This window comes from Yersinia pekkanenii (genome assembly GCF_001152565.1).
GTDB lineage: Bacteria > Pseudomonadota > Gammaproteobacteria > Enterobacterales > Enterobacteriaceae > Yersinia > Yersinia pekkanenii.
Genome location: NZ_CQAZ01000003.1, coordinates 186,870 through 195,375, shown reverse-complemented (window position 1 = coordinate 195,375; position 8,506 = coordinate 186,870). Strand labels below are relative to the sequence as shown.

Here is an 8,506-nt window from a genome sequence, read left to right as displayed (position 1 = left end):
GGTATTGGGGACTAAAACCCTGATGGCCGGTCAGGTGGTACAGCTTGCCGAGGGCGACTACTCGATAGGCACCTCAGCCAGCATGGTCACCAAGGTCGGCAAAGACAGGAATGACGATGTTGGCCAGAATCAAAATATCACAGTTGGCCATAACCAAAATGTCACGGCTGGCCAGAGCCAAACAACCGACGTCGGCGCGCACTCGCTGAGAAAATCGCCGGTATTCGTCGCAGTGTTGCCGCTGCTCAGGAGCTTATCGCACCCACGGTTCGCCTGGGTACCGACGATATCAACGTACTGACATTGCTCACTGATACGCTGGATGTGATCCAAACCCTCGCCCAGCAAACCGCCAGCCACAACCACACCAACACCGGCGGCCCACTGAATGCCGGCGAGATGAACAACACCGCCAGCAAAGCCGCATCCCTCGCAACTAAGTACAGCCCCCTTATCGCTTAAATTGGGATATAATGCCGTCATAGCAGACAGATAACGTAGGGGAAAATATGACAATCATTCATTCTGACATGCAGGCCGCTTATTCAAAGGCGCGACAGAAAAGAAGTGAACTGCAAGCCAAATTAAGAAATGCAGCCGCCGAGCTTATGCGCGAATATATTGACTCCCTCAAGCCTGATGTTGGGAATGCCAAGGACTATGTTGTTATCGCTGAAATGATTAACGACCATTGCGAAAGGAAGCCCATAACAGGCATTGAACTGAGCCAAGACAAGGCACTTCGGTTTCTTATTACCACAACAATAGATGGCTCTCCTCTGGCTAAGTTCATCATTTCCGTCTCAATTATGATGCGAGCGGAAGATGGAAGTTTATCCATCACAGTAGAGAGCGATCCTTTACCCATCATCGTTCTTGGTGACGGCACTGAGGATAGATTCTATGAAGTGGTGGAAAAAATAAAATCAACGATATTGACGAAAATAGAACTCATTGCCTGATAAGTTCCATCCAATAATCTGGAGAACAGACATAACCGTCTGTGCTCCAGCATCTCAAATACCCCCAAGCTGTAACAAACTTACGTAATATCCCCGTTAAAATTACTGAAACATTTCACATTGCCCGCGCCGCAAGGCTGACGCGTATCACAGGTAACGTGCTGGAAGCCTCACCACGGCCCGCGCCATTCGCTGTGCCTCAGGATTCACATTCGAGCGCGATAATCGCACCATAACCCGCCAGTGAAACATGCGAGGTAAATCCAGCCACGTAAAAGAAACGGGAGGTAAAACGCACACGCCCACCACGCCTGCACAAAATAGTTGGAGGGTTTATTACAGATTGGTAACTCTACAAATACCCAGACCAGACCGCGCCAGCGCTACAGTTCTCCCACCAATCCAAAACTGTAATGTGTGAAAAGAATTTCAGTAAATTACAGTTAACGCGAAATTTCACGCTCGCCAATAAAAATCAACATACTGAAATTAATACTATTTTTTATTTTACGTCACTTTTTTCCTTGTGACTCTTTTACGCTAACTCAATGAGTGAAAGTCGGTGGGGCCATATACATCAAGGGTTTAAGATGAAACAGACAAGGAGCGCGTGACTGAAAAAAGTGACGACAGGGACGGTAACTTTTTCGAACATTTCCCGCCAGGCAGTGGCGGAGCCAGGTTCATGAAAAACGCGAAACACACCAGCGCCATAAACTTTACGTCACTGGCCGCACATGCGAACAAAGAAGAAATATCATCGTTGCGCCGTTGTGATGGCCGGGTGTCGCCAATACGTCCCCACGGGAGTGCTTGCGGAGATGGCAAGCGGTGCGACACTTGCCAGTATTGAGTGCCGCACAGACAAAGTGGCTTAATTACCAACAAACTAAATAACCAGCAATAAACAAACAAATACATAACTTATCTGTTTGATAAACGCGCGATTATACCTATACTCAGAATTTTAGGGGGGGTCTCGGAAAACCCTTACAACCCTTACAAATTTTAAATATCTCTATATTAGTATGATTATAAAGAATAATATTCAAACTCCAAGCCCTTACAAAAGGCTTACAACACACTTACACGTAAGACTTACAAACACTTATATATTATATATATAACTTATTGTTTTCATGGAGTAATAAGTATAAGTAAGGACGGTGTAAGGGGTTGTAAGGAGTAAATCCTTACAAGTGATCATCATTAAAAACAATATATTAAGGTGAATTTTTGCCTGATTGAGAAAATGTAAGCGTTTTGCGGTGGCGAAACCAAAAACATAAAATAACTACTCAACAAAAAACCAACAATCCACTCAATCAAAACACTAATATCATCAGACCCAGCAACAGAATCTTTCTTGTTGTCATCTATTGAGCGCAACAGCCCACTCCTTCATGGCAGTCAGTGCCGGGTCATCATGGAGAGTCCGGTAATCAGGTCTGGCACAACAGGCAATGCGTTGCTACACACAATACCGATTCTCACCGTGACCATAGCTAAATCATGGAATAACCGTCACCCTCGCTTGAGTCTGTAGCAGCATGACTCAGGTTCCGGCACTGACCACCTCGCCACCGGCACCGTCAGCACCAGGCATCATGGGTAGCGCCGGGCTTGCAGCGCAGCTATCGGCTGAGGAGGCAACATCGAGATGACCGGATTCCATTACTGACTTCATTGCCAGCGACACCAGGCATCACGGGTAGCGCCTGGGCTTGCAGCGCAGCCATCGGCTGAGGAGGCAACATAGAGATGACCGGATTCCATTACTGACTTCATTGCCAGCGACACCAGGCATCACGCGTAGCGCCTGGGCTTGCAGCGCAAGCATCGGTTGAGGAAGTCGCATCAGTCATAACATCTTGCCAGTACCGCTGTAACCGCCAGCGCCAGGCATCATGGGTAACACCGGGCTTGCAGCGCAGCCATCGGCTGAGGCGGCAGCATCGACCATGATCAGGCTCCGTTGCTGACCGCCTCGCCAGTGCCAGCCCACCATTGGCCCCCTGGCGAACAGCGCCCATTACCGCGCCAGACAATCCCGATCTTAATTGCTTAACAGAGTCACGCGGGGTAATCGTCACCCGGCCATCAGGTAGCGGCCACATGACTCAGGCCCCTTTGCCAGCACAACTGTAGCCGCCAGCCCCAGGCATCATGGGTAACGCCGGGCTTGTAGCACAACCATCAGATGAGGAAGTGGCATCAGTCATAACACCTTGCCAGCCCCACCAGACCGAGCATCCAGCACCACGGGAACCGCTAGCGCCGGACATCATGGGTATGGGGGGCTGGATGTGGTGGCCGAAATGGTAAAGAATGTCGCAGTTTTACCGCGAATTAGATTGATATGATGGCATCATAGAACGCTGGAAATTGCCGTCATTAGCATGAGGCGCAAAAGTGAATTTTGAAGATAAACAATTTTATTATCCTATAACTCAAAAATGGCCCAGCTTTCCGTTGCATATATTATTAATATTAAGCTTTATAATGACCGCAATACATTATCCTATATAATTCCAGATCTTGTGGGATGGAATACTCGGCACTAGAGTCATTAGAGTGGATGTTTAATGCATGATTATATTTATAATTTTGAAAAGAAGTGATTATGTCAGAAGATAAGGGAAATGGAAGTAATATACACCCTATTATAAAAACTCTTGATTTGGCTTGAGAGTCTTCATTGATTTTGAAGTTTTTTTCTATTGTTTATTTATAGACATAGTATGTTTCCAAGTTATAGGCCGCGGATTGTGGTTGGTAAATATGAATGATCTTAGTAGTATTAACATAGGAAATACTTTCGGTATATTATTTTTTTTGACGTTAATGCTGCTGTTATTGGATTTTTTAGAGTCGTGCTAAAGGTAACTCTGGGTGAGTTATTGCCGTATAGAGCTAATTACAGAAAAATACAGGGTACTGTCTCACCAACGGAATTATTGATAGAGGCTGTGAGAGCTGACTCTGGTGTTTTTTATAATCTACATGTAAAAGCGACGCAGGCGCAAAAAATAGAATTAAATCATGTCGAAGAACAGAAATTGCTTGCCTGGGAATTTAATTTTTTTATGATAATTGAATGGATAATAGTAGTTAAAAGTGAGGGGGCGGATTATTTATTGAATGGGCATGGCGTATTATAAAGCCTTTTTCAGAAAGCCCAATCTCTCAAGGAAGTATCGCATTCATTGCCTGCTTACTTGCTTTTTTCGCAGTTGTTTTTGTATATATAAATGAAGATAATTTTTACGCTGACTATGTGAAATGCTTATCTTTGTATGAAAATTAAACAACAAATAAACATAAGTTAATTAATATTGTTACTAATAGGGGCATACAATGCCCCTATTAAATTACTTATTGAAATTAATACTTTCAATCACTTTTGACATATCTCTAAAGCTATCTTCTATAAATATTACTGTTCCATTTGTATTTACCTCTATTACTTCTTCATGTGGAAATTCACCCATTAAAAGCGTTGCCTTTTCAATCGTAAAATATGCCTTATCAAAAAATACTTTTATTTCATCTAGAGCATCGAATGATGACTCTATTTCAAGGACGCCAGATGTATGTTTACTAAATGTTAACCCTTTAAGTTTAGCCTTGGAGACTTTAACATCAATAAAGTTCTCCCTTACAGTTTTAATGAAATCTTCAACTATAATATTTAGATTAGAAACATTAAAGTCTGAGGAAACTACATTTTTCATGTTTGCAATAAAACGCTTAATAGACCGTGGTGCAGATTCTATAGCTAGTAAATAGTTACTCCCGCTTTCTTTTTTTAACCAGAAATTAAATTGTATGAATTTAAAATATTCAATTAATGTCTCATTTCCAAATGGATCAGTAATTATTTCCTTCATTTCCATGCGTTCAATATATTTAGCAGACAAGGCATCACTCTCGTAATGATTGATGCTAAACCCCCATCCTCGGTCATCTTTGAAGGGGTTTTTTATGATTGAGTTGTAAATCTCATCATATGACTTTTGGAAGTTCGCATTAAACCATTTAGTCTTCATAGTACCCTCCAATTACTTGATCTTGACCTTTAGGGAGTTCCTTTCAATAATTTCATCTGAAATATTACGAGCAGTTTTTTCTATCAATGAAGATAATAATAATTCTCTATCTTTTTCTACATTTTGCCTATTTGTATAATAAGCTACAGACTTGTATTTATACTGGCCTCTTACCAAGTAGGAAAATAACTTGCAGTTATCTGTATCAACAAATTGGGCTTCGAACTCAAATTTATTAGAGTCAGCGAATCCATTAATTACAGACACCCACACTACTTTAGTTATATAAAAACCTTGATCAAGTAGGTCATTTAGTTCTTTAGACTCCAAAACGCCCCTACCTTTTAGTGACGCTTTGGAAATATGGCAACCTAGGTCAACAACCAAATCGTCTTCATCTTCATCTTCTTCATCATGACTTTCTTTTTTCTTTTCCTCTAAAATAGGGTGTGTAACGAAAACATCCGTTACATCAATGCGACTGTAGCCAGGTATGCTATCTATGAGTTTTTTAAAGAAATCAGTCCGCTGGGTATGCTCCTTTACACTCTCAAGTGTTATTTCATCTACAGAAACATCGATATCAGTATTTTCAGACTTAATTTTATTGATAAGTTTTTCATTAAACTCTCTAGCCTTTACGTTCTGAGGGAATCTTGCGATGAATTCATTATTCTCATTCTTCTCAATAAGAATAATCGCTTCCCTAGTAGATGATTGCCTGAACTCATTCATTGTGTAATCGAGTTTTACATATTTTATTTTCACCTCTATACCATTTTCAGTATAAATGAAGTCAGTATGATCACCCTCTTTTTGTAATTCCTCACACACGAGTTTTACGGCTATTTCTATATCATTTTTTTCGACATCAGCATTGATTATGTTAACGGAAACCTTTTCTCTACGCCCAACCGAGCCAAGAATGTCTGAAAGACGTTTATAGTCATCAAAACCATGGAAATACCGGGAGAAGTCTAATGCAAGTACTTTTCTTTTGGTATCTTTAGAAATAATAATTCCTCTTTTAAAGAAAAGAGATTTCATTTCATCATTTGTTATCTTCGTCTGATTTAATGCATCAAATAAAGCCTTATCAGTAACACTATATAATCCAACTTTCATTATTATCGCTCCCAACCTATTTCGACAGAGCTAAAACTTGGTTTAGTAAAATCAACAACATTAAACTCGATAGACTTAATTATTGAATGTTTGTGTTTATCAAACCCCCATTCGCGTGAATAGGTTTCTATTGCACTATTATAAATCCCTCGTACATCCTTGAATATGTTGGGATAAATTAATCTAATTCTTATTTTTTCATTGCCATCCAAGAGTTGATATTTTGATAACGTGTCAAATATATAGATGAATTCATACTCGTCCTTCCCTTCCCCGTTGTAATAAATGACATATCCATTCTCGTATGTCTGTTCTGGCTGATCCGTTTTCTCGTTTAAGCGTTTAACAATACCATGCTTTATGATGAAAAATGGCCCAGTTAGAGATTCAATTGTAGCTGGTAAATTTTCTGGGATACCGCTGACTTTATGAAGTGTTAGGTCAGGATAGTAAAACTGATAATTATCGCCTTGAGGGAAAGTACCTTGATGGCTTAACTTAGTTAAGTCTGATATTACAGATTGAAGGTAATTGATTGTTCTTGGCTCAACAATATGTATTTTTTGTCCCTGCTTTAATGGCAGGTTGTCCAAATTTATACCTTTTTTGGCTTTCGTACCTTTTGTTTCTTTAACTGCATGAAAAACATCATAAAACAATTGATCAAAGTTACCATCATGATTATAGGCAAATAAAAGCCCTCTAACTTCTGATGAACCAGTTATGTAAGAGTATCTATCCTTCCACTCCTTACTCCCCTCCGCGCAATCAATAGAGTGTGCAAGTGATGATAAAGCACTCCTCATTGAAGTCGCTGTTATAGATCCTTTTGCATAGCTTTTAAGATCAGTATTGAAGAATACAGTTCTATTTAGGTAAGGGTCGTGATACTTGAAGACAACGTCGTTCGGGTGTGTCCCGCTTTTAGTCCCATGATCGTTATTTTTAAGGCACTGGAAATTTTCGTTTGAAGAGCCTACTTGCTCCCATTTAAACCACCGAAACAGCTCAGTTGAGACCTTATCAGCCATTAATGATATGTTTTGCGTTTCACCAGCCATGCGCAATTACCTCAGTTTTTTGTAAATACATAAACGCTCTCCTATCTAATTTATCAGCTTAGTTTTTAATAAGCTTAAGTGCTGTAGAGATCATTATCACATCAATAAAATTTATGCATCAGCCTGCATGCATATGCATAGTTTTCTTTGCCCTTTTTCACATTACCCAAACCAGTGCAGACAGTGCGTTACACTCAAACCCAGCCGCATAAAGCGGGCTGACGTGGCGGGGATAGCATTACGAGCGGTATTATTCATTTGTTCGCAGATAGTCTGAGCGCGTCGCAGCGACGATGGTATCGACCATAACCTAGTTCCGTTGCTGACTACCTCGCCAGCGGCACCACAGGAACCATCAGCACAAGGCACCACGGGAACCGTCAGCACCTGGCATCATGGGTAACGCCGGGCTCGCAGCGCAGCCATCAGATGAGGAAGCAGCATCGGCATGACCGGGTTCCATTACTGACTTCATTGCCAGCGACACCAGGCATCACCGGTAGCGCCTGGGCTTGCAGCGCAACCATCGGTTGAGGAAGTTGCATCAGTCATAACATCTTGCCAGTCCCGCCAGACCGAATATTCAGCACCGCTGTAATCGCCAGCGCTGGGCATCATGGGTAACACCGGGCTTGCAGCGTAATCATCGGTTGAGGGTGCAGCATCGAGCATGACTCGGGTTCCGGCACTGACCACCTCGCCAGTACCAGCCCACCACTGGCACCCCTGGCGAACAGCGACAATTGCCGCACCAGATAACCCGTTTTTGACTGTTCAACAGGGTCATTGTCTCTCGGGCGTCAGGTGGCGGTCACATGACTCAAGCCTCTTTACCAGCGCCAGGCATCATGGGTAACACCGGGCTTGCAGCGTAACCATCAGTGAGGGGCAACATCGGCCATAACCTGGTTCCGTTGCTGACTGCCTCGCCAGTTCCGGCCCCGCCACTGGCATTGACGAACAACGCCCATTACCGCACCAGGGAACCCCGATCTTCATTGCTCAACAGAGTCACACCGAGATCATTGTCACCCGGAGGTCAGGTAGCGGTCGCATGACTCCTCCTTGCCAGCACCGGACATCGTGGGTAACGCCGGGCTTGCAGTACAGCCATTGGTTGAGGGACAACATCGAGCATGACTCAGGTTCCGGCACTGACCGCATCGCCAGCGGCACCGGGCACCATGGGTAACGCCGTGCTTGTAGCACAGCCATCGGTTGAGGGGCAATATCGGCCATGATCAAGCTCCGTTGCTGACCACATTGCCAGAACCAACCCATTCAACACAGTCGGTTATGTCCGTGTTGG

General features: G+C 42.8%; 11 protein-coding genes and 1 pseudogene. 5 read left to right on the top strand and 7 right to left on the bottom strand.

What is annotated here, in order from left to right; all coding sequences use genetic code 11:
- The 4 genes and pseudogenes from AEP37_RS26905 to AEP37_RS25940 form a co-directional block, all read left to right on the top strand.
- Positions 1-301, top strand: a pseudogene (locus tag AEP37_RS26905) (hypothetical protein); the annotation flags it as partial.
- A 2-nt stretch (positions 302-303) separates the two neighbouring features.
- Positions 304-462: a hypothetical protein gene (locus AEP37_RS27135; protein ID WP_244880763.1), complete on the top strand. Its 159-nt coding sequence runs from the start codon at positions 304-306 to the stop codon at positions 460-462.
- Between the two features lie 47 nt (positions 463-509).
- Positions 510-962: a hypothetical protein gene (locus tag AEP37_RS02690; RefSeq protein ID WP_049609449.1), complete on the top strand. Its 453-nt coding sequence runs from the start codon at positions 510-512 to the stop codon at positions 960-962.
- A gap of 610 nt (positions 963-1,572) precedes the next feature.
- Positions 1,573-1,815, top strand: a complete 243-nt coding sequence (locus tag AEP37_RS25940; protein WP_156168509.1) for a hypothetical protein — start codon at positions 1,573-1,575, stop codon at positions 1,813-1,815.
- A gap of 702 nt (positions 1,816-2,517) precedes the next feature.
- Here AEP37_RS25940 and AEP37_RS27550 read toward each other — a convergent pair.
- From AEP37_RS27550 to AEP37_RS25935, 3 genes are all read right to left on the bottom strand, one after another.
- A complete protein-coding gene (locus tag AEP37_RS27550; protein ID WP_268872739.1) occupies positions 2,518-2,649 on the bottom strand; it encodes a hypothetical protein in 132 nt (43 codons plus the stop codon).
- Positions 2,650-2,746: 97 nt separating this feature from the next.
- On the bottom strand, positions 2,747-3,079 hold the full coding sequence (locus tag AEP37_RS02680; RefSeq protein ID WP_049609442.1) for a hypothetical protein: 333 nt from the start codon (positions 3,077-3,079) through the stop codon (positions 2,747-2,749).
- 3 nt (positions 3,080-3,082) lie between these two features.
- Complete coding sequence (locus tag AEP37_RS25935) at positions 3,083-3,250, bottom strand: hypothetical protein (RefSeq protein WP_156168508.1); 168 nt, start codon at positions 3,248-3,250, stop codon at positions 3,083-3,085.
- 585 nt (positions 3,251-3,835) lie between these two features.
- Here AEP37_RS25935 and AEP37_RS02675 point away from each other — a divergent pair.
- Positions 3,836-4,123, top strand: coding sequence for a hypothetical protein (locus AEP37_RS02675; RefSeq protein ID WP_049609438.1), 288 nt, complete (start codon positions 3,836-3,838; stop codon positions 4,121-4,123).
- A gap of 210 nt (positions 4,124-4,333) precedes the next feature.
- Here the strand turns inward: AEP37_RS02675 and AEP37_RS02670 are convergent, their stop codons facing one another.
- The 4 genes from AEP37_RS02670 to AEP37_RS02655 all read right to left on the bottom strand — a co-directional run bounded on the left by AEP37_RS02670 (position 4,334) and on the right by AEP37_RS02655 (position 7,869).
- Complete coding sequence (locus tag AEP37_RS02670; protein ID WP_049609434.1) at positions 4,334-5,011, bottom strand: hypothetical protein; 678 nt, start codon at positions 5,009-5,011, stop codon at positions 4,334-4,336.
- A gap of 12 nt (positions 5,012-5,023) precedes the next feature.
- Positions 5,024-6,136, bottom strand: coding sequence for a hypothetical protein (locus AEP37_RS02665; protein WP_049609429.1), 1,113 nt, complete (start codon positions 6,134-6,136; stop codon positions 5,024-5,026).
- A gap of 2 nt (positions 6,137-6,138) precedes the next feature.
- Positions 6,139-7,197: a hypothetical protein gene (locus AEP37_RS02660; RefSeq protein WP_049609421.1), complete on the bottom strand. Its 1,059-nt coding sequence runs from the start codon at positions 7,195-7,197 to the stop codon at positions 6,139-6,141.
- A 471-nt stretch (positions 7,198-7,668) separates the two neighbouring features.
- Positions 7,669-7,869 carry a hypothetical protein gene (locus tag AEP37_RS02655; protein ID WP_049609417.1) on the bottom strand — a complete coding sequence of 67 codons (201 nt, stop codon included), beginning with the start codon at positions 7,867-7,869 and terminating at the stop codon, positions 7,669-7,671.
- Between the last annotated feature and the right edge of the window lie 637 nt (positions 7,870-8,506).